This window comes from Janthinobacterium tructae (genome assembly GCF_006517255.1).
Lineage (GTDB): Bacteria > Pseudomonadota > Gammaproteobacteria > Burkholderiales > Burkholderiaceae_D > Janthinobacterium > Janthinobacterium tructae.
This window is the reverse complement of the sequence record NZ_CP041185.1, coordinates 2243742-2266858: the sequence shown is the minus strand read 5'-3', so window position 1 is coordinate 2266858 and position 23117 is coordinate 2243742. Positions and strand designations below refer to the sequence as shown.

At 61.6% G+C, this 23117-nt stretch carries 24 protein-coding genes; 15 read left to right on the top strand and 9 right to left on the bottom strand.

The window, feature by feature from the left end; all coding sequences use genetic code 11:
• Window positions 1–61: 61 nt before the first annotated feature.
• Window positions 62–931, top strand: a complete 870-nt coding sequence (locus tag FJQ89_RS09895; RefSeq protein ID WP_141170053.1) for a ThiF family adenylyltransferase — start codon at window positions 62–64, stop codon at window positions 929–931.
• Window positions 932–2050, top strand: a complete 1119-nt coding sequence (locus FJQ89_RS09890) for a nitroreductase family protein (protein ID WP_141170052.1) — start codon at window positions 932–934, stop codon at window positions 2048–2050.
• A 78-nt stretch (window positions 2051–2128) separates the two neighbouring features.
• Here FJQ89_RS09890 and pepA read toward each other — a convergent pair whose 3' ends face one another.
• A complete protein-coding gene (gene pepA, locus FJQ89_RS09885; protein WP_141170051.1) occupies window positions 2129–2962 on the bottom strand; it encodes a flocculation-associated PEP-CTERM protein PepA in 834 nt (277 codons plus the stop codon).
• A 247-nt stretch (window positions 2963–3209) separates the two neighbouring features.
• Between pepA and FJQ89_RS28035 the strand changes: the two genes are divergently transcribed.
• The 4 genes from FJQ89_RS28035 (at window position 3210) to FJQ89_RS09875 (ending at window position 4807) form a co-directional block, all read left to right on the top strand.
• The gene (locus FJQ89_RS28035; protein WP_168208427.1) at window positions 3210–3383 is read left to right on the top strand and encodes a hypothetical protein; all 174 of its coding nucleotides are present in this window, start codon (window positions 3210–3212) and stop codon (window positions 3381–3383) included.
• Between the two features lie 250 nt (window positions 3384–3633).
• Complete coding sequence (locus FJQ89_RS28030; protein ID WP_165829503.1) at window positions 3634–3771, top strand: hypothetical protein; 138 nt, start codon at window positions 3634–3636, stop codon at window positions 3769–3771.
• A 129-nt stretch (window positions 3772–3900) separates the two neighbouring features.
• Window positions 3901–4269 carry a hypothetical protein gene (locus tag FJQ89_RS09880; protein WP_071076464.1) on the top strand — a complete coding sequence of 123 codons (369 nt, stop codon included), beginning with the start codon at window positions 3901–3903 and terminating at the stop codon, window positions 4267–4269.
• Between the two features lie 79 nt (window positions 4270–4348).
• Complete coding sequence (locus FJQ89_RS09875) at window positions 4349–4807, top strand: acyl-CoA thioesterase (protein ID WP_096238581.1); 459 nt, start codon at window positions 4349–4351, stop codon at window positions 4805–4807.
• An 87-nt stretch (window positions 4808–4894) separates the two neighbouring features.
• Here the strand turns inward: FJQ89_RS09875 and FJQ89_RS09870 are convergent, their stop codons facing one another.
• The 4 genes from FJQ89_RS09870 to FJQ89_RS09860 form a co-directional block, all read right to left on the bottom strand.
• Window positions 4895–6301, bottom strand: coding sequence for a DEAD/DEAH box helicase (locus FJQ89_RS09870; protein WP_071076465.1), 1407 nt, complete (start codon window positions 6299–6301; stop codon window positions 4895–4897).
• A 344-nt stretch (window positions 6302–6645) separates the two neighbouring features.
• Entirely contained in the window at window positions 6646–6813 is a 168-nt protein-coding gene (locus FJQ89_RS28025; RefSeq protein ID WP_168208426.1) for a hypothetical protein, read from the bottom strand.
• Window positions 6814–6820: 7 nt separating this feature from the next.
• Window positions 6821–7609, bottom strand: coding sequence for an enoyl-ACP reductase FabI (gene fabI, locus FJQ89_RS09865; protein WP_141170050.1), 789 nt, complete (start codon window positions 7607–7609; stop codon window positions 6821–6823).
• A 94-nt stretch (window positions 7610–7703) separates the two neighbouring features.
• The gene (locus tag FJQ89_RS09860) at window positions 7704–9116 is read right to left on the bottom strand and encodes a transglycosylase SLT domain-containing protein (protein ID WP_141170049.1); all 1413 of its coding nucleotides are present in this window, start codon (window positions 9114–9116) and stop codon (window positions 7704–7706) included.
• A 333-nt stretch (window positions 9117–9449) separates the two neighbouring features.
• On the opposite strand from FJQ89_RS09860, the gene FJQ89_RS09855 reads away from it, so the two are divergent.
• Both FJQ89_RS09855 and FJQ89_RS09850 read left to right on the top strand, forming a co-directional pair.
• Window positions 9450–10028, top strand: a complete 579-nt coding sequence (locus tag FJQ89_RS09855) for a DUF1415 domain-containing protein (protein ID WP_423245198.1) — start codon at window positions 9450–9452, stop codon at window positions 10026–10028.
• Window positions 10028–10222, top strand: a complete 195-nt coding sequence (locus FJQ89_RS09850; protein WP_070255368.1) for a DUF1289 domain-containing protein — start codon at window positions 10028–10030, stop codon at window positions 10220–10222. Before FJQ89_RS09855 ends, FJQ89_RS09850 begins: the two co-directional genes overlap by 1 nt.
• 119 nt (window positions 10223–10341) lie before the next feature.
• On the opposite strand, the gene FJQ89_RS09845 is transcribed toward FJQ89_RS09850, so the two are convergent.
• A complete protein-coding gene (locus FJQ89_RS09845) occupies window positions 10342–10848 on the bottom strand; it encodes a DUF1993 domain-containing protein (protein ID WP_034779265.1) in 507 nt (168 codons plus the stop codon).
• A 261-nt stretch (window positions 10849–11109) separates the two neighbouring features.
• Between FJQ89_RS09845 and FJQ89_RS09840 the strand changes: the two genes are divergently transcribed.
• Window positions 11110–14247 (top strand): EAL domain-containing protein, encoded by a 3138-nt coding sequence (locus tag FJQ89_RS09840; protein WP_141170048.1) that lies wholly within the window; start codon window positions 11110–11112, stop codon window positions 14245–14247.
• A gap of 10 nt (window positions 14248–14257) precedes the next feature.
• The gene (locus tag FJQ89_RS09835; RefSeq protein WP_205704593.1) at window positions 14258–16531 is read left to right on the top strand and encodes a xanthine dehydrogenase family protein molybdopterin-binding subunit; all 2274 of its coding nucleotides are present in this window, start codon (window positions 14258–14260) and stop codon (window positions 16529–16531) included.
• Between the two features lie 6 nt (window positions 16532–16537).
• Here FJQ89_RS09835 and FJQ89_RS09830 read toward each other — a convergent pair whose 3' ends face one another.
• Window positions 16538–16966 (bottom strand): thioredoxin family protein, encoded by a 429-nt coding sequence (locus FJQ89_RS09830; RefSeq protein WP_141170047.1) that lies wholly within the window; start codon window positions 16964–16966, stop codon window positions 16538–16540.
• A 276-nt stretch (window positions 16967–17242) separates the two neighbouring features.
• Here FJQ89_RS09830 and FJQ89_RS09825 point away from each other — a divergent pair, with 276 nt between their 5' ends.
• Window positions 17243–18160, top strand: coding sequence for a 23S rRNA (adenine(2030)-N(6))-methyltransferase RlmJ (locus FJQ89_RS09825; RefSeq protein WP_071076471.1), 918 nt, complete (start codon window positions 17243–17245; stop codon window positions 18158–18160).
• Between the two features lie 181 nt (window positions 18161–18341).
• Here the strand turns inward: FJQ89_RS09825 and FJQ89_RS09820 are convergent, their stop codons facing one another.
• Together FJQ89_RS09820 and FJQ89_RS09815 are read right to left on the bottom strand one after the other, a co-directional pair.
• The gene (locus FJQ89_RS09820) at window positions 18342–19091 is read right to left on the bottom strand and encodes an SAM-dependent methyltransferase (protein WP_141170046.1); all 750 of its coding nucleotides are present in this window, start codon (window positions 19089–19091) and stop codon (window positions 18342–18344) included.
• 18 nt (window positions 19092–19109) lie between these two features.
• Window positions 19110–19718, bottom strand: coding sequence for a Maf-like protein (locus FJQ89_RS09815; RefSeq protein ID WP_141170045.1), 609 nt, complete (start codon window positions 19716–19718; stop codon window positions 19110–19112).
• Between the two features lie 222 nt (window positions 19719–19940).
• On the opposite strand from FJQ89_RS09815, the gene FJQ89_RS09810 reads away from it, so the two are divergent.
• From FJQ89_RS09810 to FJQ89_RS09795, 4 genes are all read left to right on the top strand, one after another.
• A complete protein-coding gene (locus tag FJQ89_RS09810; protein WP_141172728.1) occupies window positions 19941–20438 on the top strand; it encodes a YceD family protein in 498 nt (165 codons plus the stop codon).
• Between the two features lie 199 nt (window positions 20439–20637).
• Entirely contained in the window at window positions 20638–20820 is a 183-nt protein-coding gene (gene rpmF / locus FJQ89_RS09805; RefSeq protein ID WP_010399517.1) for a 50S ribosomal protein L32, read from the top strand.
• 210 nt (window positions 20821–21030) lie between these two features.
• Window positions 21031–22098, top strand: coding sequence for a phosphate acyltransferase PlsX (gene plsX, locus FJQ89_RS09800; protein ID WP_141170044.1), 1068 nt, complete (start codon window positions 21031–21033; stop codon window positions 22096–22098).
• A gap of 15 nt (window positions 22099–22113) precedes the next feature.
• Window positions 22114–23112, top strand: a complete 999-nt coding sequence (locus FJQ89_RS09795; protein ID WP_141170043.1) for a beta-ketoacyl-ACP synthase III — start codon at window positions 22114–22116, stop codon at window positions 23110–23112.
• Window positions 23113–23117: the final 5 nt, after the last annotated feature.

Sequence of the window (23117 nt, the reverse complement as noted above, 5' to 3'; positions counted from 1 at the left end):
TTATCCCTGGCTCACCTGTCCAAACTTTTTCGTCCGCAAGGGACGCACAGAAGAGGTGAGCATGACAGACGGTTTTTCGTATCACGCGGCATTTGCCCGCAACCTGGGCTGGGTCACGCAGGCGGAGCAGGACAGCTTGCGCGGCAAGCGCGTGGCCATTGCCGGCATGGGCGGCGTGGGCGGCGTGCATTTGCTGACCCTGGCGCGGCTGGGCATAGGCGCTTTTCACATCGCCGATTTCGATACCTTCGATATCGCCAACTTCAATCGCCAGGCCGGCGCCATGATGTCCACCCTGGGCCAGCCCAAGGTGGCCGTGCTGGCGCAGATGGCGACGGACATCAATCCCGAACTTGAGATTAAACAATTTCCTGACGGCATACACGACAGCAACCTGGCGGAGTTTTTTGCCGGTGTCGACCTGTATGTGGACGGCCTGGATTTCTTTGCCTTTCCTGCGCGCCAGGCCACCTTCGCCACCTGTGCGCGCCTGGGCATCCCCGCCATCACGGCCGCGCCGCTGGGCATGGGCACGGCCGTGCTCAGCTTCATGCCCGGCGGCATGACGTTCGAAGAGTATTTTGGCTGGGGCGACTTGCCCGAGGAAGAAAAAGCCCTGCGCTTTCTCGTCGGGCTGGCACCGGCGGGCTTGCACGGTCCCTACCTGGTCGACCCGTCGGCCATCAACCTGAAGGAGCGGCGCGGACCATCGACCATCATGGGTTGTCAGCTGTGCGCGGGCGCGGCCGCCACCGAGGCGCTGAAAATACTCTTGAAGCGCGGCAAAGTGATGGCGGCGCCGCATGGCATGCATTTCGACGCCTACCGCAACAAGCTCGTGCGCACCTGGCGTCCCGGTGGCAACCGTCATCCGCTGCAACGCCTGACGATGGCCATCATCAAGCGCCGGCGCACGGCGCAGGGGGCATAAATGCCACAAGCACCGCTGATCGCGCAGATCGATTCTGTGCTGGAAAACATCCTCGACCAGGCGCGCTGGGCGCCCAGCGGCGACAACACGCAGCCGTGGCGTTTTGAAGTCGTGGACCCGCGCCATGTCGTCGTGCATGGCTTCGATACGCGCAGCCACTGCGTGTACGACCTTGACGGCCATCCCAGCCAGCTGTCGCTGGGCGCCTTGCTCGAAAGCATGGCGCTGGCGGCCAGTAGCCATGGATTGCGCATGGAAGCGCGCCGGCACGGCGGCTTGCCCGATACCTTGCCCACGTTTGATGTGCGCTTTGTCGACAGCCCTGGCATGCTGCCCGACCCGCTGGCGGCCTTTCTGCCGCAGCGCAGCGTGCAGCGGCGACGGCTCAGCACGCGCCGCCTGCGCGCCAGTGAAAAGGTGGCGCTGGCGGCCAGCTTGCCGTCCGGCTACAGCGTGCAGTGGTTCGAAGGCTGGCGCATGCGCCTGGCCTGTGCGCGCCTGATGTACGACAATGCGAAGCTGCGCCTGACCATGCCCGAAGCGCACAAGGTGCACCGCGATGTCATCGAATGGGGCGCGCGCTTCAGCACCGACCGCATCCCGGAGCAGGCGCTCGGTGTCGACCCGATGACGGCGCGGCTGATGCGCTGGGTCATGCACAGCTGGCTCCGCGTGGATTTTTTCAATACCTGGCTGGCTGGCACCGTCGCGCCCCGGTTGCAGATGGACTTGTTGCCCGGCCTGTATTGCGCTGCGCATTTCGTGCTGCTGGCCGAGGCGCCGCCGCGTCACATCGATGATTACGTGGCGGCGGGCCGGGCCATGCAGCGCTTCTGGCTGACGGCTACGCAGCTGGGCCTGCAGTTACAGCCGGAACTGACGCCGCTGATCTTCGCCCGTTATGTGCGCGAACGACGGGCCTTTTCGCGCACCGACGGCATGCTGGAGCTGGCGCAGGAACTGGCGCTGCAATGCCAGGCCGTGCTGGGTGCGGTGGCGTTTGATCGGGCCGTGTTCCTTGGCCGCATCGGCGCCGGCCCGGCGGCCCAGGCGCGCTCCTTGCGCCGGCCCTTGCAAGACTTGCTGGTGGCGCCGGTCAACGGGAGGACGCTTGCGTGAACGGCATGGGCTTGCCGCTTGCCGCAGCGAAAAAAACCGCTGAGGACATCAGCGGTTTTCAGACTGGATGATCGCATGTCAAGCCTGGCGTTGCCCGCCTTGCTGGCGGCGCGCAGTCATGCCCAGGCCAAACAGGCCGATGCCGAGCAGGGCGATGGTGCCTGGTTCAGGTACAGCTGCCTGGAATAATTCCAGGCCGCCACCGTCGGCCATCGCGACGAAACTGTCGGTCAGGCTGCCGCTGATGAAGCTGTTGGTATTCCCGCTGAGGGACTCCAGCGGGAAAAACGGGTCGGGGTTGACGAAAAACAACTGTCCTTGCGGCGTCAATGTGGCGTTCAGCAAGGCCTTGAAGTCGCCCTGGGCCAGGCCGGCGAAAATATGTGCTTCGCCCACGTCGAGCGTGTAGGTCACGATCGCATAGTCATCCCCGGAGACGCCACCCACATTCACCGGCGAGCCTGCGACGTTGCTGACCGACAGTGACGTGTCCTGGTTGGGGTCGATGTACAAGGTCATGGTCAGGGTTTGAAAGGTAGCGAAGATCCCGCCAGCCAGCGTATCGGACTGGCCGGTGATGGAAAACAGGCCATAGATGCCATAGCCATTCAGGGCGTTCAGTTGCGATGGAACGCTGCCGCCAGTGGGACTGCCGAAAGCGGCCTTGCTCAGAAAGCCTGTTTGAGTGAAGGGATCGTTACCACCACCCAAACCGCCAACGATGGTTTGTTCGACGCGCGCGTGATATTCAAAGCTGATGCGGTCGGCCACCACCAGATTGGCTGCGGTACCGGGGACGGAACCTTCATTGACGGTAAACAAAGGACCAGCGAATGCGGGAGCACTGATCAGCGCGGCGCCGATGGTGGCCGCGGAGAGAGCGAGACGCAGGAATGAGGACAGCGTTTTCATGGCATTTCCTTCAGCGTGAGGGTTGATCGGACCAGGTCACTGTGGCGGCTGCCTCAGATAACCTCATACGCCCTTGAAGCAGAATTCGTACCATGTAATATTTGTATTTAAATTCAACAGCTTATAAAAACAGGGATGGCGTTTTTCGTGCTCGTGTAAAAAAAATCGACGTTTTACCGGCCGATGGCGCGGCACGCGGGCGCCAGTCTTTCCTGTCATCGGCTAGAGTGGGGCAAAGGAGGTCACCATGCAACTACCATCCCGTCACGCCCCGCTGCGTGCGCACAGCACGCCTGAACCGGATATCCCGCCGCCGCCCGAAGGCGATCCGCTGACGCCGCCGCCGGAAAAGCCGCCGCACACGGAGCCCGTGCCCGTCGAGGAGCCGACGCCACCACCGCCGCCCGTCAGGATGGGCTGAGAGCCAGTCGTCGCACGCCTGAGCACGGCTGAGTACACCTGAGCGGCGATGCCACTGCCGCGCGCTGTTTATTTCTGATCGGAAATGAATTGTGCGGGCGGCGGGGTCGCCACGCCAATTAAACAACAAAAATGCCAATAAATATTGCCGAGTGGATACAAATCAAGCGCTAACTGCTGTGTGTCATGTGGCCGTCACGATTCTGTTCTTATAATGAGACATCATAAAAATTCTTGTACAGGAGACCATCATGGGCAATTCCTTGCATAACAAAATCTACCTGGGCCGGCGCCCAGTGATCACCGGCAAAAACCTCGCAGCGCTGGCGCTGGCGGGCGCCGTGGCTGGCTGCGGCCTGGCGTGGCTGCTGCTGCGCAGCTACAAATAAGCGCGCTCCACGCGCATTTTCAGTACGCCATCCGTGGGGCGGGCGGCGACTGAATCACGTTGCCTGTTGCCGATGCGCAGCGGGGCGCGTACCATGGGGGCCGAACACCTGGCCTTTTATGGAAAAGTAATGAAGAACGAGAAATTAACAACCGATGAATATGACGCGCTGGAGCAAGTTGCACGCGGCATCAAGACCGAGCGCCCCAGTGCTTGCGTTGCCCGCAATGCCAAGCGCCTGTCCGGCCTGAAGCTGCTCAGCTATGCACGCGATGGCCGTTTGTCCATCACCGAGAAAGCACAACAGTTGCTGTTCCTGCGCCGCTGCATCATGGGGCTGCGCGCCGTCGCCGCCGATCCGCTGACCAGGCTGGAATCGGACGTGGCCTATTTCCTGGGCAAGAAAGCCCACATCGTGGCGCGCGCGGAAGGCGAGGGCCACGACATTTCCGACAAGGGCCGCGACTCGTTGGCCGACATCGACACCCTGGGCCTGTAAGGTCTGCACCGGCCCCTGGGGCCGGTTTTTACGTCCCCCTCACTTTTATTCCCCCTTGGAGAACACTTTGGACAGTGCGATGAACTGGTCGGCCCACGAACTGACGATGACGGTCCTGATGACGCCAGATATGGCCAACTTTTCCGGCAATGTGCACGGCGGCACCATCCTGAAATACCTCGACAGCGTCGCCTACGCCTGCGCCAGCCGCTATTCGGGCAGCTATGTGGTGACCCTGTCGGTGGATCAGGTGATGTTCCTGCAGCCTATCCACGTCGGTGAGCTGGTGACGTTTCTCGCCTCGATCAATTACACGGGCACGACCTCGATGGAAGTGGGCATCCGCGTGGTGACGGAAAACATCCAGCAGCGCCTGGTGCGCCACGCCAACAGCTGCTATTTCACGATGGTGGCCGTGGACGCCAACCGCAAGCCCGTGGCCGTGCCGCCGCTGGTGCTGGAAACGCCGGAGCAGCAGGTGCGCTTCGAGCAGGCCAAGCTGCGCAAGCTGTCGCGCCAGAAGGTGTCGAAGAAATAAATGCAGCGGACAATAAAAAACGGCCACCAGAGCGATCTGGTGGCCGTTTTTTATTGTCTGCCGCCTGCTGGCGGCATGGCGCCGTGATTAACGGTCGCCGTAGCTGCGGCGTGCGCCGTCGGTGCTGCGCGGGTTGGAACCCTTGTAGCCGCCGCCGGTGCTAGGTGCGCCGTCTTTGCGTGGTGCGCCTGGCTTGCTGAACGTGCGTTGCGCTGGCTTCGCGCCGCCGCGGTTGTCGCCTGGTTTCCAGCCGCCTGGACGGGCGCTCGAACGTGGTGCCGACGCCGTTTTCTTAGGCTCGAAACCTTCGATGACATTGACCGGGATCAATTGCTTGGTGAAGCGTTCGATGCGCTTGACGTTCATGCCTTCAGCGTGGTTCACCAGCGAGATGGCCAGGCCATTGCGGCCAGCGCGGCCGGTACGGCCGATGCGGTGGACGTAGTCTTCAGGGAACTTCGGCAGATCGTAGTTGAACACGTGGGTGATCGTTGGTACGTCGATGCCGCGGGCGGCAACGTCGGTGGCGACCAGCACTTTGACCTGGCCGCGGCGCATGCCGTCCAGGGTGCGGTTACGCGCGCCCTGATGCATGTCGCCGTGCAAGGCGGCAGCGGAGAAACCGGCGATGTTCAGACGGTCGGCGATGGTGTCGGCGTCACGCTTGGTGGCGGTAAACACAACAGCCTGGTCCAGGGTTTCGTCGCGCAGCAGGTGGTCCAGCAGGCGATTCTTGTGCGACAGATCGTCGACGAAGTGGACGCGCTGGGTGATGTTTTCATGCTTGTTCGACGAACCGGCGATCTGGATGACCAGCGGGTTTTTCGTGATGCGGCGGGCCATGTTGCCAACCACGCCATCCAGCGTTGCCGAGAACAGCATGGTTTGACGGCCTTCTGGCGTCGCGTCCACGATTTTTTCGATGTCGTCGATGAAACCCATGTCCAGCATGCGGTCGGCTTCGTCCAGCACCAGGATTTCCAGTTGCGAGAAGTCGATCTTGCCCGAGTCCATGTGGTCGATCAGACGGCCAGGGGTGGCGACCAGAATCTCAGGATTCTTGGCCAGCAATTGCATCTGTTTAGGGTAAGGCATGCCACCCAGGATCGACACAGCCTTGATGCGGCGGATGCCGGTGCTGTACTTGTCGGTGTTGGTGGTCACTTGCAGGGCCAGTTCGCGCGTTGGCGTCAGCACCAGCATTTTTGGCTGGGCAGCCTTGAAGCGTGGACGCTCGCCGCGGGCGCGCGATGCTTGCATTTCCTGGTTCGGCGTCTTGCTGGCGGCGCTTTGTTCGGCGCTGGCCAGTTTGTGCAGCGACGGCAGCATGAATGCTGCGGTCTTGCCCGAACCGGTCTGCGACGAGACCAGCAGGTCACGGCCTTCGATCGCGGCTGGAATCGCTTGCGACTGTACCGCGGTTGGCGCGGTGTAGCCCGATTCGGTCAGAGCGGCGATGATGGACGGATGCAGGCCTAAGGATTCAAATGTCATTCTTTTCTTTCGTAAAAATCAGCGTTCTTGCAAAAAGCAGAACGCAAAATAGCAACGCCAACCAAAACGAAATGACTCAACTAGAAAGAAATTTCGGCACAAAAGCTTTGCGCCGGGACGGTGTCAGGTGCGACACACAAGGCGGGAGGGCTTTATAAGCGGCATCCTGTGGATGCGCTAAGGCTTGCGAAGCTGCTAAGTTTGTAATTGCATGTTACTGCGGTGTTGCCATCGCTTCAAGCGAACATATTGCAGCGCACAACGACACTATACCGTATTTGCCGCCGTTTTGCACGGCCTAAATGGGAAGAAACGACAGTCCTACCACGTTTTGAACATGTTTCCTATGCGAAATAAGTAAGAATACGTAGTTTTCGTTCATTTAATTGAGCATGGCCGACGATGTCGGCGGGCAGTTGGGGTGCCTGTGCCGTCTTCCTGGCCAGGTTGATTTGCCGGCTTACCTGCGCCAGTTCGGCCAGGCCCGCGAAGTTGGGCGAGGCCTCGGCCATCACCGCATCACTCGACTTCGGGATTGACGGCCATCACTTGCGAAAAGCCGCCATCGACGTAGGTAATCTCGCCCGTGATGCCCGAGGCCAGGTCGGACAGCAAAAAGGCCGCCGTGTTGCCGACCTCTTCGATGGTGACGTTGCGTCGCAACGGGGCGTGTTCCGCCGCAAAGCCCAGCAGCTTACTGAAATCCTTGATGCCGGAGGCGGCCAGGGTCTTGATGGGGCCGGCGGAGATACCGTTGGCGCGGATGCCGCGCGGGCCCAGCGATTCGGCCAGGTAGCGCACGGACGCTTCCAGCGACGCCTTGGCCAGGCCCATGGTGTTGTAATAGGGCACGGCGCGCACGGCGCCCAGGTAGGTCAGGGTCAGGACCGAAGCGCCCGGATGCAGCAGGGGGAGCGCGGCCTTGGCCATGGCCGGAAAACTGTAGGCGGAAATATCGTGCGCGATGCGGAAGCTGTCGCGCGACAGGCCGTCGAGAAAGTCGCCGGCGATCGCCTCGCGCGGCGCAAAGCCGATGGCGTGCACCAGGCCATCCAAATGTTCCCAATGCTGCGCCAGGTTGCTGAAGACGGCGCTGATCTGTTCATCGCTGGACACGTCGCAGTCGAAGATCAGTTCGCTGCCGAATTCGGCAGCAAATTCCGTGATGCGTTCCTTGAAGCGCTCGCCCACATAGGTGAAGGCGAGGGTCGCGCCTTCGCGGTGGCAAGCCTTGGCGATGCCGTAGGCGATGGAGCGGTTCGACAGCAGGCCCGTGATGAGGATTTTTTTGCCTTGCAAGAAAGCCATGACGACTCCTGTCTGGGTGGGTGGGCGGATGTGCAACCGGCCGCGACAGCAAAGCTGTGGCGGCCGGTGAGGTGCGTCAATACAACTCAGGCGATCAGTGACGCGCTTTTGCCCGGCTGGTGCCGCCGCCGCGCTGGATGCGCGGTTTCACCAGGGAAATTGGCGCGGCTTGCACCTTGCCGCCCTTGGCGACGCGGCGCAGTGCCTTGGCGGCCCGTTCCGGACGGTCCGCTTCCAGCAGCATGGTGGCGCTGTCGGCGATTTCCTGGGTGATGTCCTTGTTCATCGTGGCCGAAGTCTTCGGCACGAGAATGGTGGAGCCGGCGCGCAGGCTGGTGCGCTGGGGAATGTTGTTGGCCTGGCGCAGCACGTCGGCCGTGGTGCCGAATTTCGACGCCAGCGTTTCGATGCGTTCGCGCGCATTGGTGATCTTGTGCGTGGTCCAGCTCGACAAGGCATGGCCCCATTGCGCCAGGTTGGTGGTGAACTTGGCGGCGTTTTCCTGTGGCAATAGAATCTTGGTCTTTTCGCCGCCGATGATGACGGGGCGGTTAAATTGCGGATTCAAGGCCTTGAATTCATCCATCGACAGTTCGGCCAGCTGGGCGGCGACGGTGATGTCGATGTCGCTGGTCTTGTCGATGGCCGTGAAGTAGGGCTGGTTGTCGACCACGGGCAGGGTCAGGCCGAACTGGGCCGGATTGGCGATGATGTTTTTCACCGCTTGCAGCTTGGGTACGTAATTGCGCGTTTCGGCCGGCATCAGGTCGGCCAGGCTTTCGAAATCGGTCGGCTTGCCCAGCGCCTGGTTTTTCTTGATGGCGCGCTGCACCGAGCCTTCGCCCCAGTTGTAGGCGGCCAGCGCCAGTTGCCAGTCGCCAAACATGTCATACAGGCGCTGCAGATACGTCAGGGCCGCGTCGGTCGAGGCCAGTACACCGCGGCGCTCGTCCTTGAACATGTTTTGCTTGAGGTTGAAATCGCGCCCCGTGGCAGGCACGAATTGCCACATGCCGGCCGCATTGGCGCTGGAGAAGGCCTGCGGGTTGAAGGCGGACTCGATGAACGGCAGCAAGGCCAGCTCCGTTGGCATGCCGCGCTTTTCCAGTTCCTGCACCACGTGGAAGATGTAGCGCGAGGCGCGCGCCGTGGTGCGGGCGATGTAGTCGGGGCGGGTGGCGTACCAGTTGACGTGGTTGGCCACCAGTTGGTTGTTAATGTCGGGAATCGCATAGCCGCTGCGGATGCGGCCCCAGACGTCGGCTTCGCGCAGCGGATCGGAATTGTCGCTGAGGTTTTTCAGCAGACGATCGGTCTTTTGCAGGCGGTTATCGAGGGTGGGGAGTTTCGCCGTGACCTGGGCGGTCATCGGGATCAGGGCAGGTGTGGTTGCAGCGACTGGCGCGTTATCGCTCTCAACACCGGCTTCGTACGCCTGGCTGAGGGCGGGCGCAAGCGCCAGGGCCAACGCCGCCAGGACGGTAGATTTAAAGGAGTTTTCGTGCATAGTGTTCCATTGTTGTCGTCGGAGAAACATCGGACAGACCCATGATCAAGCTGCGAGTGTACGTATATCCACATGCCGGAGTCAAGAATTATGTCAGCATGATGACAGGAAATGCGCGGCAATAAGTGGGAAACGACAAGGTTTCCATTCGCAGATGCTGTCATTATTGCAAATTTAATTTGCCCGATGCGTGATTCGGCCGCTGTTATAGCATACATGGCGAGGACGATGGCGCAAGCCTGGCAGCCGTCCAGTATGAGACTGCGCAAAGAGTGCGTACAATTTGGCTTTGGCCGGCCATTGGGCTGCCGGCCGCCATATTGATAGAGAGTCATGCATATGAACACCCCGCCGCGCCACGACGACGACAACGCCGTCATCATCGCCAATACCGTTGCCTGGCTGGAAAAGGCCGTGATCGGCCTGAACCTGTGCCCGTTCGCCAAGGCCGTGCACGTCAAGAAGCAGATCCGCTATGTGGTGTGCGAATCGAGCAATCCGGAAGATCTGCTGGCAATGCTGATGGACGAGCTGCAAACGCTGGCCGACACGGACCCCGAGCAGATCGACACGACCTTGCTGATCCATCCTTACACCCTCAACGATTTCCTCGACTACAACGAGTTTCTCGATGTGGCCGATGCGGCCGTGGAAGACATGCACCTGGCCGGCGAACTGCAAGTGGCCAGCTTCCATCCGAACTACCAGTTTGCCGAGACGTTCGAGGACGACATCAGCAACTACACCAACCGCTCGCCGTATCCGACCCTGCACCTGCTGCGCGAAGACAGCATAGAGCGCGCCGTCGAGGCGTTCCCGGAAGCGTCGGAAATTTTTGACAAGAATATCGCCACGCTGGAAGCGCTGGGCACCGAAGGCTGGGAAAAGCTCGGCTTGCCGAAGGTATCCTGATGGCTGACAAGGAATTGCCGCCGCGTCCCGATACGCCCTGCGTGGCTGTCTGCTCGACCACCTTCGACGAAATCTGCCGCGGCTGCGGTCGCAGCGTGGTGGAAGTGGCCCACTGGGTGTCGATGACGGATGAAGAGAAGGAAGTGGTGTGGGTGCGGATTCTTTCGCAAGGGTATCCGCGCCGGAATACTTGACGTTTGTGTTGTCAAGCCCAACGGCAACTGCTGGGGTCAGTCACTTCGTGATCGGAATGTGCTCCATTGGAGCACATTCCCCCCGACGGGTCTGACCCCGGTACTGTTGACGCTAACGATTAATAGCTGCCGATAAAATCTTTTTTACCGACTTCGATACCGTTATGGCGCAGGATGTCGTAGGCCGTCGTCGCGTGGAAGAAGAAGTGCGGCAGCGCGTAGTGGAACAGATACGTCTGGCCCGTGAAGTGCTTGGTCTTTTCGCCGCTGCCGGTGGTGATGGCGCGCGTTTCGCTGCCGTCGATGTCCGCTTGCGGCAGGCTTTCCAGGAAGGCGATGGTTTTCACGATGCGCGCTTTCAGCTCTGCAAAGCTCTGTTCGCTGTCTTCGTACGGTGGCACGGCCACGCCGGCCAGGCGTGCGCCGCAGCCCTTGGCGAAGTCGGTGGCGATCTGGATCTGGCGCACGAAGGGCAGCATGTCCGGGAACAAACGGAATTGCAGCAGGGCGTTCGGGTCGATTTTCTTGTCTTGCGCGTGCGTTTCCGCCTTGTCCAGGATGGCGGCCAGGCTGCCCAGGATCTGTTTGAAGACGGGGATGGAAGCGGAGTAGATGGAGAAGGTCATGGTGGTTCCTCTAGGTAAAGTGGCGCGATGATAGCAAGCTGCGCGTTTTTCTGCTGGCGCTGGCCCGGCGCGCCGGCCCGCGTGTGGTTTTTCAGCCCTGTGTATATGGCATGAGGTCGCCCTTGGCGCGTGTTTATTGGTGACTTACCCCGCTTTTTCCATGCATAATTGCTCTTGAAAAAGTTTCTTCCCGCCTTATCACCCGGATTCCCCTGTAAAGTTCCATGACCGCCTGCCTGATCCCTGTTGCCCTGTTGCCGCATGTTTAATTCGCCCTATCAGCGCTTGCGCGCCAGCCTGCGTGTGCTGTACGGCTCGTCGATCTATGGCGCCTTGCTGCTGGTGGTGTTTGGCGGCCTGGTGGTGCCCGCCATCTTCGGCAGCTATCTGCTGGTCGGCGTGCATGAACGCCAGTCGGCGCGCACCAGCCTGAACGAAGCCTTGCAGCGCAATGCCGACATCCTGGCGCTGGGCATGCAGGAATCGCTGTGGAACATGAATGCGGAATCGGCCCATTCGCTGGTCGAGTCGGTGATGCGCGACCGCGCCGTGCTGCTGGTGCAGGTGCTGGGGCAGGGCGACACGGAATTCATTCGCCTGCAGGCGCCGCAGCGGCCCGTGGGCAATCTGTACCGCGCCGAGCGCGACATCCTCGTGCGTGGCGAACGCATCGGCCACATCGTCGTCGAGATGGACGATGCGCGCAGCCAGCAGGAGCTGCGCGAAAAGCAGAGGTCCTATATTTTCGTGCTGGGCGCTCAGCTGGCCGTGTCGATGGCGCTGATCGTGCTGTTCCTGAACCGCCGCCTGTTGAAACCCCTGCGCCGCCTGACGCGCTTTTCGGACCGCCTGTCGCACGGCGATTTTGACACGCCGCTGGCCTCGCACAGCAATGACGAGCTGGGTCGCCTGACGGCTCAGCTCGAGCAAATGCGCGCGGCCATTCGCCAGCTGTTCGAGGATGTGGGGCAGCGCGAAGAGCGTTTCCGCACCATCGTCACGCAGGTGCCGGGCGCCGTCTTCCGCTACCGGCCCGACGGGCCCATCGATTTCGTCAGCGATGCCATCGAAGACATCGCCGGCTATTCGGCGCGCCAGTTCATGCGCGGCCGCACGCACGCCTGGGCCGACCTGATCTGCCCGGAAGACCGCCGCGAGCACCGCCGCGCCGTGCGCCAGGCGGTGTTTGAGGTGCGCCCGTATGCGCTGGAATACCGCATCATCGACGCCTTCGGCATCGAGCGCTGGGTGTCCGAGAATGGCCAGCCGCAGGCCGGTGAACAGGGCGTCGTCTGGGTCGACGGCATCATTGCCGACATCAGCCAGCGCAAGCACCACGAGATGCGCATCGAGGCGCTGCTGACGGAGCAAAGCGCCATCCTCGACAATGTGATGTTCGGCGTGATGTTCGTGCGCCACCGCCGCATCATTTCCGTCAACCGCCGCTGCGAGGAGCTGTTCGGCTACGCTCACGCCGAAATGACGGGCCGTTCGACCGCCATCGTCTTCCCCACGCACTTCGAGTTCGAGGCGGCGGGTGAGCGCCAGTATCCGGCCCTGGCGGCCGGCGGCGACTTCAGCGAGGAGCGCCACTACCTGCGCCAGGATGGCAGCCAGTTCTGGGCCCTGGTCAGCGGTTGCGCGCTCGATCCGCTGCACCCCAACGACGGCAGCATCTGGGTGTATGCCGACATCACTTCGCGCAAGGAAGCCGAGGAAAAGCTGCGCCTGTCGGCCACCGTGCTGGAACATATCGCCGATGGCGTGATGGTGGTCGATCCCGCCGGCATCATCGTCGCCGTCAACCCGGCCTTCACGCAGATCACGGGCTACCACGAAGCCGAGGCGCTGGGGCGGCACTCGTCGCTGACGCGTTCGCAGCGCCACGACGCGGCGTTTTACGACGCCATGTGGCATGATCTGAAGGCCAGCGGTTTCTGGCGTGGCGAGATCTGGCACCAGCGCAAGAACGGCGACATCTACCTGGAGTGGCTGACCATCAGCGCCGTGCGCGACACGCAGGGCGTCACCACGCATTATGTGGGCGTGTTCAGCGATATCACCCTGCTCAAGGAATCGCAGGAAAAGCTCGACCACATGGCGCACCATGATCCGCTGACGGCGCTGCCGAACCGCCTGCTGTTCCACGACCGCCTGCAGCACGCCTTGCTGCGCGCCGCGCGCGACCAGGAGCAGTTGGCCATCCTGTTCATCGACCTGGATCGCTTCAAGAATGTCAACGATACGCTGGGCCACCATATCGGCGATGAATTGCTGCAAAAGGTGGCCAGCCAGCTGGCGGCCCGCCTGCGCGAAGGCGACACCCTGGCGCGCCTGGGCGGCGACGAATTCATCGTGCTGCTCGAGCGCGTCGATGGCGAGTACGGCGCCACGCAGGTGGCGGAGAAGCTGATGACCATGTTCGAGCAGCCGTTCACGGTGGCCGACCATGAATTGTTCGTCACGTGCAGCGTGGGCATCAGCCTGTATCCGGATGACGCGCTGGACTTGAACATGCTGATCCGCAATGCCGACGTGGCCATGTACCAGGCCAAGGCGCGCGGGCGCAACGGCTACCGTTTCTATGCGCCGTCGATGACGGGCGAGGGCGTCGAGCGCCTGCGCCTGGAAACCTTCCTGCGCCGCTCGCTGGAAAAGAACGAGATGTTCCTGAATTACCAGCCGCAGGTGGAAATCGACACGGGCCGCCTGGTCGGCGTGGAGGCGCTGGTGCGCTGGAACCACCCGGAACTGGGCCTGGTGCCGCCGGTGCGCTTCATCCCGCTGGCCGAGGACAGCGGTTTCATCAACCAGCTGGGCAAATGGGTGCTCGACGAAGCGTGTCGCCAGATGATGCGCTGGCAGGCGCAGGGCTTGCGCGTGCCGAAGATGGCCGTCAACCTGTCGGTGAAACAGTTCGAGCGGGGCAGCATCGCCGGCATGGTGGCCGATATTTTGAAGGAGACGGGTCTGGAGCCGCAGCGCCTGCAGCTTGAGGTGACGGAATCGGTGATCATGAACACGGGCGACGCGCTCGGTTTCATCAACGATCTGCACGCCATCGGCGTGGGACTGGCCATCGACGACTTCGGCACCGGTTACTCCTCGCTCGCGTACCTGAAGCAGCTGCCCGTGCAGACCTTGAAGATCGACCGCTCCTTCATCAAGGATATCTCGACGGACGTCAATGATGAAGCGATTGCGATTGCCATCATCCAGCTGGGCAAGAGCATGCACTTGTCGGTGATCGCCGAGGGCGTGGAGACGGAAGAGCAGGCCGCTTTCCTGCTGCGCCATGGCTGCAAGCTGGCGCAAGGTTATTTGTATAGCCGCCCGGTGCTGGCAGAGGATATGCTGGAGCGCTGGCTCGACCCGCTGGATCGTCCACTAACTAATTAAAGGGTATCCCATGGCCGCAGAAAAAAACACGTCGCGTCGCCGCTTCCTGCTCGGTGGCCTTGGCCTCGGCGTGGCCGGCGTGGGCGCCCTGGTACTGGGCTGGGGCGTGCTGCCGCCGCGCCAGCGCCTGCACGGCAGCGTGCCGCTGCCGCTCCAGGATGGCGCCGTGGCGCTGAACGGCTGGCTGGCTATTCAAGCCGACGGCAGCGTGATCCTGGCCATGCCGCGCAGCGAGATGGGGCAGGGCGTGCATACGGCCTTGCCGATGCTGGTGGCCGAGGAGCTCGACGTCCCCCTGGCCAGCGTCAAATTGATCCAGGCGCCGATGGATAAAATCTTCGGCAATGTGGCCATGCTCAAGGATAGCCTGCCGTTCCACCCGGACGACCAGGGCCGCGTCAAGGCGTTGGCGCAATGGACGGTGGCCAAGGCGGCGCGCGAACTGGGTGTGATCGTCACGGGCGGCTCGTCGAGCGTGAAGGATGGCTGGGGCCCCATGCGCGAAGCTGGGGCGTCCGCGCGTGCCATGCTGGTGGCCGCCGCCGCCGCGCAGTGGCAGGTGCCGGCCGCGCAATGCCGCACGCACGATGGTGAAGTGCTGCACCCCGATGGCCGGCGCGCCAGCTACGCCAGCCTGGCGCAGCGCGCCGCCGCCATCGATCCGGGCACGCCCGTGCTGAAATTGCCCCAGGATTTCAAGCTGATCGGCCAGCCGGCGCCGCGCCGCGACACGCCGTCGAAAGTCAATGGCAGCGCGCGCTTCGGTATCGATGCGCGTCCGCCCGGCATGCTGTACGCGGCCCTGCATCTGCCGCCGCGCCTGGGCGACACCTTGGCCGCGTTCGACGCGGCACCCATCCTGGCCATGCCTGGCGTCAAAAAAGTGCTGGACCTGACGCCGCACCTGGCTCAGCGCAGCGTCTCGTGCGCCGCCGTGGTGGCCGACACCTGGTGGCGCGCGAAACAGGCGGCCGCCGCCTTGCCGACGCAGTGGAAGGCCGGTGCGCAAGCGAACCTGTCCAGTGCCGACGTGTATGCGCAGTTTGCCCGCCTGTTGGATACCGAAGCCGGTTATGCCTACCACGCCAGCGGCGAGGTCGAGGGCAAGGTCGCGCAGGGCTTGCGGCAGGTCAGTGCCGAGTACCGCGCGCCATTCCTCGCGCACGCCGCCATGGAGCCCGTCAACTGCACCGCGCAGGTGAAAAATGGCAGGGTGATGCTGTGGGTCTCGACGCAGGCGCCCGGCATCGCGGTCGACGTGGCGGCGAAAGTGGCTGGCGTCGATGCGAAAGACGTCGGCATCGAAGTACTGCTGCTCGGTGGCGGTTTTGGCCGCCGCCTGGAAGTGGATATGATCGCGCAAGCGGTGGCCATCGCCTTGCAGTGCGATGGCGCACCGGTGCAGCTGGTGTGGACACGCGAGCAGGATACCAGGCACGATATGTACCGTCCCGCCGCGCTGGCGCGCTTTGCGGCGCGCCTCGACGAGCACGGCCGCATCGCTTCCTGGGATAATAAATCCGTCAGCGGTTCCATCACGCACCAGTTTTTACAGCGCAACTTCGGCTTGCCTGGCGCGGGGCCGGACAAGACCACGGCCGAAGGCGAATTCGACATGCCGTATGAAATTGCCAACCAGCGCATCGCCCACGTGATCGCCGACAGCCCCGTTCCCATCGGCTACTGGCGCTCCGTGGGGCATTCGCACAATGCCTTCTTCAAGGAAAGTTTTATCGATGAGCTGGCGCATGCGGCCGGGCAGGATGGCATCGCCTTCCGCCGCGCCATGCTATTGAAACATCCGCGCCACCTGGCCGTCCTCGATGCTGCAGTCGCCAGGGCGGGCAGTGCGCCGCCCGGCCATGCGCACGGCGTGGCCTTGCACCAGTCGTTCGGCAGCATCGTTGCGCAAGTGGCGCAGGTATCGGTGGAAAACGGCGAGATCCGCGTGCAGCGCGTGGTGTGCGCCATCGATTGCGGCATCGCCGTCAATCCGAACATCATCGCCCAGCAGATGGAGTCGGCCGTGCTGTTCGGCCTGTCGGCGGCGCTGGGCGGCGAGATCACCTTCAAGGATGGCAAAGTGGAGCAGGGCAATTTCCACGACTATCCCGTGCTGCGCATGGGCCAGGCGCCCGAGGTGGAAACCATCATCATCGCCAGCGCCGAGCATCCGGAAGGCGTGGGTGAGCCCGGTACGCCACCGATTGCGCCGGCCGTGGCCAACGCCATCTTCATCTTGACAGGGAAACGGCTGCGCAGCCTGCCGCTGCGTCTGGCCTGATGTTTATTATGTCAGGGTGGCGGCCAGCATGTTGCGCAAATTGCAGTCGCGCTGCCAGTCGCGCCGCTCCTGCGTGCTGCCGGCCAGTGCCGCCAGTTCCTCGGCGCTGAGCGCCTGCTGCGCCTGCACCATGCGGTGCGCCAGGCCGCCGTCGGGCAGCACCGTGCCGAAGAAGGCGACATGGTCCTCGCGCTGGATCAGCAGGGTGGGGAAGTTGTCGATGTCGAGGTCGCCCACCACGTCGGCCTGGTCTTCGATGTCGATCCAGACGAAGAGCGTGTCCGGGTGGCGCGCGGCCAGTTCCTCGAACGTGGCGCGGTAGCTGCCGCAGGTGCCGCACCACAGCGCACACAGGCAGGCCACGGTCCAGCGTGGGCCGGCCAGGGCTGCCGCGACGTCGGCGCGGTTATCGGTCGTGAGGGTCAGGCTGTGCATGCTCGTATCTATTCGTGGGCGGATGGGCGCGGGGCGCCCGATGCGCGTATTCTACCGCGCCCGGCCCCCTCGGTCCTGAGAATGCATGAGCTTGTTTAACGGTGTTTTTTGATGCAATCGCCCTTTCTGGTGGATAATGCTGATAATTGCGCGCTGATTACGCTGGTCCATGCTGTTTCCTGGCCCCGCAGCCTGACCCCTCCAGTCTGTTTCCATGCCCTGCCCGGTGTCAGCGCTCCCGCCTTTGTTTATTTTTATTATGGAATTAGCCAGCTTATGTTGAGTTACCGCCACGCCTTTCACGCGGGTAATCACGCCGATGTGTTGAAGCATTATGTGCAGATTCAGTTGTTGCAATATCTGAATCAAAAAGATACCGCCTATAGTTATATCGATACCCACTCCGGCGCGGGTGTGTATGCGCTCGACGGTGGTTATGCCGCGAAAAATGCGGAATACGAAACGGGCATCGCGCCCCTGTGGGACCGCACGGACTTGCCGGCCTCGCTGGCCGAGTACATGAAGCTGATCAAGGAAATGAATCCGAGCGGCAAGATGCGCTACTACCCGGGTTCGCCGTACTGCGCCGACAAGGTCAGCCGCGAGCAAGACCGGTTGCGCCTGTTCGAGCTGCATCCTGCCGATGCAAAAATTCTGGCTGACAACTTCCGCAAGGTCGAGGCGCATGCGCTGGCCCAAGGCGAGCGTCCTACCGTGCGCGGCAAGCGTGTGCTCATCACCAAGGCTGACGGCTTCCAGAGCCTGAAAGCCCTGCTGCCGCCGCCATCGCGCCGCGCGCTGGTGCTGATCGACCCGCCATATGAAGACAAGATGGATTACCGCAAGGTCAAGGACACCCTGGCCGACGCCCTGGTGCGCTTCCCGTCGGGCATCTACGCCGTCTGGTACCCGGTGCTGCAGCGCATGGAATCGCGCCAGTTCGCCGACAAGCTCAAGCAACTGCCCAGCTCGGACTGGCTGCACGTGACGCTGACGGTCAACACGCCGTCGCCGGACGGCTTCGGCTTGCACAGCAGCGGCATGTTCATCTTGAACCCGCCGTACACGCTCGAGCCGATGTTGCGCGAAGTCATGCCGTACCTGGTCAAGGTATTGGGTCGCGACGATGGCGCCAAGTTTGTGTTGGAAACGGGCAAGGGCGGGCAGAAAAACACGGGTACCCGCCGAGTCTGAGGACACCTGACCAAACCTACTGCGCGTCGGTATAGGCGGCCTGCGATGCTCACCGTACTAAAGTACGGTTGCGCTTCTTAGCCACCTCTCCCTTCCGCTCGCTACGGTTTTGTCAGGTGTCGTAACTATCGTAGTTGAGCAAAATAAACGCCACGGCAAATATGTTCGTGGCGTTTGTCGTTTACTGTCCCAACAACAAGAACACTGTCGGTTTCTTGTGGAAGTCCGGTGCCTTGCCGGCGGCCAATTGTTTCTTCCACTGCGCGCCATTCCACGTTTGCACGCTTTCCGTGTCCAGGCTCAGGTCGGTGGCGACGCAGATCAGGGTCGACGGCGCGCATTGCGCCACCAGCGCCTCGAGCATGGCGGCGTTGCGGTACGGCGTTTCGATGAACAGCTGGGTCTGCTTTTCCGTGCGTGACCGCACTTCCAGTTCCTTGATGCGCTTGGCGCGCAGGGCCGCATCGGTGGGCAGGTAGCCGTTGAAGGCGAAGCTCTGGCCATTCAATCCGCTGGCCATCACGGCCAGCAGGATCGACGACGGGCCCACCAGCGGGCGCACTTTAATGCCGTGCTGATGCGCCAGGCGCACCAGGTCGGCGCCGGGGTCGGCCACGGCGGGCACGCCCGCTTCCGAGACGAGACCCGCATCGCGTCCTGCCAGCAGCGGCGCCAGCAAGCCGGCCAGCGCTTGCGCCGGGGTATTGACGTTGAGTTCGGAAATCGTGATTTCCTGCAGCGGCTTGGCCAGCGGATGCTGGTTGCCGATCAATTTCAGGAAGGCGCGCGCCGTCTTGGCGTTTTCCGCTACGAAATAATCGAGCTGCGAGGTGATCTGCCGCACTTGCTCGGGAATGATGTGGGCCAGCGGGTCGGCCGGGCCGTCGGACAGGCCGAGGTGGTTGGGAATCAGGTACAGGGTGCCGGTCATATTCTTCTTGTCGATAAATTAAATGGTAAAAAACGTGACGCCCGCCTTGCGCAGCATGCCGGTGAGGGCGATCAGCGGCAAGCCGGTGAGGGCGGTCGGGTCGGTGGTGGCGATGCATTCGAGCAGGGCGATGCCCAGGCCCTCGTTCTTGGCGCTGCCGGCGCAATCGTACGGTTGCTCGATGCGCAGGTAGGCATCCAGCTCGGCATCGGGCAAATCGCGCACGGTGACGAGGGTCTGGATGTCTTCCACCTGCGCCACGGGCGGATTCTGACGGCCGTCGAGCAGGCACAGCGCCGTATGGAACACGGTCTGGCGCCCGCGCATGGTTTGCAGCTGCTGCAGGGCGCAGTCATGGTTGCCCGGCTTGCCGATCTGGGCGCCGTCCAGGGTGGCGACCTGGTCGGACCCGATGACGAGGCTGCCAGGGTAGCGGTCGAGCACGGCCTGCGCCTTGGCCTGGGCCAGGCGCAGGGCCGTGGCGCTGGGGCTTTCACCGGGCAGGGGGCTTTCGTCGAGATCGGGCACGGCCACCTCGAAAGGCAGGCGCAAGCGTTGCAGCAATTCCTTGCGGTAGGTCGAACTCGATGCAAGAATCAAGCGCAATGGGGCGGAAGTTGGTATCATTCGGTAGTGGATGGCGGCCGGCATGGCCGCGCTGGTCGATGTCAGTGGAATATCACGTGGTTCCAGGGCGCAGAGCCCATAAATGAGGCTCCATGCGGCATGACGGTGTTGATGAAGTTGTCATGTCAATAGCAAAGATTGCGTCAAAAAAGATGCTTAGCCTTTGACTCCGTGCTCAAAACCCTGTTATTATCGCAGGTTTTCCGGGGAAATTTTCTACCAATGAATGCTTTTGTGATCGACGCCTTTGATTTTTGTCGTATCAGCGGGAGCCGCGAGGGTGTAACTCCTGTCGCTGAAATGACCCGGTTGACCAAGGATTGTGCAGATGCTTCCGGCGACATCGCCTGGAAGATCGTCGGCGGCACCAGCAAGCTGGGCTACCCACAACTGACCTTGTCGGTCAACGGCACCGTTCAGCTGGTTTGCCAGCGCTGCCTGACTCCGTATGCTTACGCAATTGATTCGACGACTACTCTGATGCTGGGCAAGGATGACGAGCAGGCCGACGAGATCGAAGAAATCATCAACGATGAGACGATCGACGTGATCGTCGGCAGCCGCAGCATGGATGCCGCGGCCCTGATCGAAGATGAAGCCTTGCTGGCCCTGCCGCAGGTACCCAAACATGACGTCTGCCCCGATACGGCGCAGCTCGATGCTCTCAAGACTGAAAAGCAGTCGCCGTTTGCGGCACTGAAAGATTTGAAGCCAGAATAATTTTTGTATTTTGTAGTACGTAAAAGACGTGTCAAACGCGTGTTGTAATCGAGTATGGCAAGTGTAGTGAAATGTAATTGTAATAAACGATGTCGGTCCGGGCTATTTTCGGATAGTCTTTGCCGCTGGGATACTCGATTCGCATGTATTTGCCTATCGATTGTGCTAAAATTTTAGAACTTATGTATTAGGAGTCATCATGGCAGTTCAACAGAACAAGAAAACCCCTTCCAAGCGCGGCATGCACCGTTCGCACGACTTCCTGGTCGCGCCGCAATTGAGCGTCGAGCCAGTTACCGGCGAAACACACCTGCGTCACCATATCAGCCCTAACGGCTTCTATCGTGGCCGTAAAGTGTTGAAGACCAAAAACGACGAGTAATCGACGTTTTTGTTGGGTAAGATGAAAGCGGTGTTGCGTGGTTATTCGGCGTGGCGCCGCTTCTTCTTTTTTATCGGCTGCAATTCATCTTGCGCACCCGTCATTTTGAATCACGCTGTCCAGGTCTGTGCATGACATGCTGCGCCCTGCATATGCTCCAGTCCGATTCACATCTTGCCGCACGCCCGCAGCGGTATTGAATCAACACAAATGACAATCAAAATTTCTATCGACTGCATGGGCGGAGATCATGGTCCCTCAGTCACTATCCCTGCAGCAATTTCCTTCGTAAAACATGAGCCTGAAGCCGAACTGATCCTTGTTGGATTGGAAGACGTGATCCGTGCCGAACTGAAAAAACATAAAGCCGACACGCATCCGCGCCTGTCGGTATTGCATGCCTCCGAACAAGTTACCATGGACGATCCCCTGGAAGTGGCGTTGCGCCGCAAGAAGGATTCCTCCATGCGCGTGGCCATCGAACAGGTCAAGAGCGGCGCGGCGCAAGCCTCCGTTTCCGCCGGTAATACGGCAGCCCTGATGGCCGTGTCGCGCTATGTCTTGAAAACCATGTCCGGCGTCGACCGCCCGGCCATCTGCAGCATCTTGCCGAATCAAAAGAATGGCCCGACCTACATGCTGGACCTGGGTGCCAATGTCGATTGCGAACCGCATCACTTGCACCAGTTCGCCATCATGGGTTCCGTGCTGGTGTCCGCCATGGAAGGTATCGCCCGCCCGACGATCGGCTTGCTGAACGTGGGCACGGAAGATATCAAGGGCAATGAAGTGGTGAAACTTACCTCGAAGCTGCTGCAGGCCGACCACGAGCGTGGCGCGCTGAACTTCTACGGCAACGTGGAAGGCAACGATATCTTCAAGGGCACCACCGATATCGTCGTCTGCGACGGTTTTGTCGGCAATGTCACCCTGAAAGCCATCGAGGGCCTGGCGCGCCTCATGAAGGACGTGCTGACTACCGAATTCAAGCGCAATCCGATCACCATGCTGGGCGCGCTGATTGCCCGCGGGGCCCTGAAAGCCATCGGTAATCGCCTGAATCCTTCGCGTTACAACGGCGCCAGCCTGCTGGGCTTGCGTGGCCTCGTCTTCAAGAGCCATGGCAGCGCCGATGCCTATTCGTTTGAATGGGCCTTGCGCCGTGCCTTTGATGCGGCAAAAAATGACGTGCAAGCGCACTTGGCCAGCCTGATCGCCGAGCTGATGCCGCGCACGCCAGTACCGGATGAACCTACTTCAACAAGCTCTACCATTTAGTGGACGGGTACTTGCATGACTGTTTTTAGCAAAACTTACAGCAAAATTATCGGCACCGGCAGCTACCTGCCGGAAAAGCGCGTCACCAATCAGGACTTGACCGAACAGCTCGCCGCCAAGGGCATCGAGACCTCGGATGAATGGATCGTCTCGCGCAGCGGTATCTCGGCGCGCCATTACGCGGCACCAATGCAAAACTCCTCGGACCTGGGCGTGGAAGCGGCCAAAAAAGCCCTGGAGATGGCGGGCCTTAGCGGCAACGACCTGGACCTGATCATCGTCGCCAGCTCGACCCCCGATTTCTTCGGCAGCTTCCCCAGCACCGCCTGCATCGTGCAGAGCAAGCTGGGCATCACGAATCACTGCGCCGCCGTCGACGTGCAAGCGGTCTGCAGCGGCTTCGTGTATGCAGTCGCCACGGCCGATAGTTTTATTCAATCTGGCATGCACAAGAATGTGCTGGTGATCGGCGCCGAAGTATTTTCGCGCATCCTCAATTTCGACGACCGCGGCACCTGCGTGCTGTTCGGCGACGGCGCCGGCGCCATCGTCATGACGGCCTCCACCGAGCCTGGCATCCTGGCCACCAAGCTGCACGCGGACGGCCGCCACTCGAACATCCTCAGCGTACCGGGCAGCGTGGCTGGCGGCGCGCTGGCCGGTAGCGCCTTCCTGTACATGGACGGCCCGGCCGTGTTCAAGCTGGCCGTCTCCGTGCTGGAAAAGGTCGCGCACGAAGCATTGGCGCACGCCAACATGACTTCGGACCAGATCGACTGGCTGATTCCGCACCAGGCGAACATCCGCATCATGAACAGCACGGCCAAGAAACTCGGCTTGCCACTGGAAAAGATGGTCGTCACCGTCGACCAGCATGGCAACACCTCGGCCGCTTCGATCCCGCTGGCGCTCGACATCGCCGTGCGCGATGGCAGGGTCAAGAAGGGCGACAACGTCATGATGGAAGGCGTGGGCGGCGGATTTACCTGGGGCGCCGTGCTCGCAAGAATGTAAACTGG

What these genes read in the sequence shown, in the direction of transcription:
- FJQ89_RS09895 (WP_141170053.1), top strand. Translation starts at nt 62, where the DNA reads ATGACAGACGGTTTTTCGTATCACGCGGCATTTGCCCGCAACCTGGGC.
- FJQ89_RS09890 (WP_141170052.1), top strand. Translation starts at nt 932, where the DNA reads ATGCCACAAGCACCGCTGATCGCGCAGATCGATTCTGTGCTGGAAAAC.
- pepA (WP_141170051.1), bottom strand. Translation starts at nt 2,962, where the DNA reads ATGAAAACGCTGTCCTCATTCCTGCGTCTCGCTCTCTCCGCGGCCACC.
- FJQ89_RS28035 (WP_168208427.1), top strand. Translation starts at nt 3,210, where the DNA reads ATGCAACTACCATCCCGTCACGCCCCGCTGCGTGCGCACAGCACGCCT.
- FJQ89_RS28030 (WP_165829503.1), top strand. Translation starts at nt 3,634, where the DNA reads ATGGGCAATTCCTTGCATAACAAAATCTACCTGGGCCGGCGCCCAGTG.
- FJQ89_RS09880 (WP_071076464.1), top strand. Translation starts at nt 3,901, where the DNA reads ATGAAGAACGAGAAATTAACAACCGATGAATATGACGCGCTGGAGCAA.
- FJQ89_RS09875 (WP_096238581.1), top strand. Translation starts at nt 4,349, where the DNA reads ATGAACTGGTCGGCCCACGAACTGACGATGACGGTCCTGATGACGCCA.
- FJQ89_RS09870 (WP_071076465.1), bottom strand. Translation starts at nt 6,301, where the DNA reads ATGACATTTGAATCCTTAGGCCTGCATCCGTCCATCATCGCCGCTCTG.
- FJQ89_RS28025 (WP_168208426.1), bottom strand. Translation starts at nt 6,813, where the DNA reads ATGGCCGAGGCCTCGCCCAACTTCGCGGGCCTGGCCGAACTGGCGCAG.
- fabI (WP_141170050.1), bottom strand. Translation starts at nt 7,609, where the DNA reads ATGGCTTTCTTGCAAGGCAAAAAAATCCTCATCACGGGCCTGCTGTCG.
- FJQ89_RS09860 (WP_141170049.1), bottom strand. Translation starts at nt 9,116, where the DNA reads ATGCACGAAAACTCCTTTAAATCTACCGTCCTGGCGGCGTTGGCCCTG.
- FJQ89_RS09855 (WP_423245198.1), top strand. Translation starts at nt 9,450, where the DNA reads ATGCATATGAACACCCCGCCGCGCCACGACGACGACAACGCCGTCATC.
- FJQ89_RS09850 (WP_070255368.1), top strand. Translation starts at nt 10,028, where the DNA reads ATGGCTGACAAGGAATTGCCGCCGCGTCCCGATACGCCCTGCGTGGCT.
- FJQ89_RS09845 (WP_034779265.1), bottom strand. Translation starts at nt 10,848, where the DNA reads ATGACCTTCTCCATCTACTCCGCTTCCATCCCCGTCTTCAAACAGATC.
- FJQ89_RS09840 (WP_141170048.1), top strand. Translation starts at nt 11,110, where the DNA reads ATGTTTAATTCGCCCTATCAGCGCTTGCGCGCCAGCCTGCGTGTGCTG.
- FJQ89_RS09835 (WP_205704593.1), top strand. Translation starts at nt 14,258, where the DNA reads ATGGCCGCAGAAAAAAACACGTCGCGTCGCCGCTTCCTGCTCGGTGGC.
- FJQ89_RS09830 (WP_141170047.1), bottom strand. Translation starts at nt 16,966, where the DNA reads ATGCACAGCCTGACCCTCACGACCGATAACCGCGCCGACGTCGCGGCA.
- FJQ89_RS09825 (WP_071076471.1), top strand. Translation starts at nt 17,243, where the DNA reads ATGTTGAGTTACCGCCACGCCTTTCACGCGGGTAATCACGCCGATGTG.
- FJQ89_RS09820 (WP_141170046.1), bottom strand. Translation starts at nt 19,091, where the DNA reads ATGACCGGCACCCTGTACCTGATTCCCAACCACCTCGGCCTGTCCGAC.
- FJQ89_RS09815 (WP_141170045.1), bottom strand. Translation starts at nt 19,718, where the DNA reads ATGATACCAACTTCCGCCCCATTGCGCTTGATTCTTGCATCGAGTTCG.
- FJQ89_RS09810 (WP_141172728.1), top strand. Translation starts at nt 19,941, where the DNA reads ATGAATGCTTTTGTGATCGACGCCTTTGATTTTTGTCGTATCAGCGGG.
- rpmF (WP_010399517.1), top strand. Translation starts at nt 20,638, where the DNA reads ATGGCAGTTCAACAGAACAAGAAAACCCCTTCCAAGCGCGGCATGCAC.
- plsX (WP_141170044.1), top strand. Translation starts at nt 21,031, where the DNA reads ATGACAATCAAAATTTCTATCGACTGCATGGGCGGAGATCATGGTCCC.
- FJQ89_RS09795 (WP_141170043.1), top strand. Translation starts at nt 22,114, where the DNA reads ATGACTGTTTTTAGCAAAACTTACAGCAAAATTATCGGCACCGGCAGC.